Consider the following 797-nt stretch of genomic DNA (forward strand, 5'->3'; position numbering starts at 1 on the left):
ACGCCGGCACCGGCCAGCGCCGCGAGCACGTCGGCCGAGGCGGCCGCGTCGCGGTGCACCAGCAGGGTCTCGACCGTGTTGCAGACCGACGGCCGCTGGGTCTTGGCGTTGAGCAGGATGTCCACGGCCATCTCCGTACCGGCCGATTCGTCCAGGTAGATGTGGACGTTGCCCTCACCGGTCTCGATCACCGGCACCTTCGCGTTGTTCACCACGGACTGGATCAGCTCGCGGCCGCCGCGCGGAATCAGCACGTCCACGAGGCCGCGCGCCTGCATCAGCGCGGTGGCGCCGTCGCGGCCGTAGTCGTCCACGCTCTGCACCGCGTCGGAGGGCAAGCCCACCCGGTCCAGCGCGTCGCGGATGATGCCCAGCAGCGCCACATTGGTGTGACGCGCCGCGCTGCCGCCGCGCAGGATCACGGCGTTGCCGCTCTTGAGGGCCAGGCCGGCAATGTCGACGGTGACGTTCGGGCGCGCCTCGTAAATGGCGGCGACCACGCCCATGGGGACGTGGACCTGGCGCAGCCGCAGCCCGTTCGGCAACGTCTGCCCGCGCATGACGGTCCCCACCGGGTCCGGCAGCGCGGCCAGGTTCTGCAGGGCAGCGGCCAGGCCGTCGATGCGCTTGGTGTCCAGGGTCAGCCGGTCCAGCAGTGCGGCGCTGGTGCCGTTCGACTTGCCCTCGTCCAGGTCCTGGCGGTTGGCCTGCAGCACCAGGTCGCGCCGGGCGATCAGCGAGTCGGCGATCTCCTGCAGCGCCTTGTCCTTCCAGGCCCGATTGGCGCGGGCCATGCG

1 protein-coding gene is annotated in these 797 nt (G+C 71.5%); it reads right to left on the reverse strand.

Annotated elements, in window-relative coordinates:
- Positions 1 to 797, reverse strand: a 797-nt coding sequence (locus AC5RUJ_RS17530) for a glutamate-5-semialdehyde dehydrogenase (RefSeq protein WP_494156413.1), incomplete at both ends; no start/stop codon positions are given.

This window comes from Arthrobacter sp. Y3223164 (assembly GCF_059091005.1).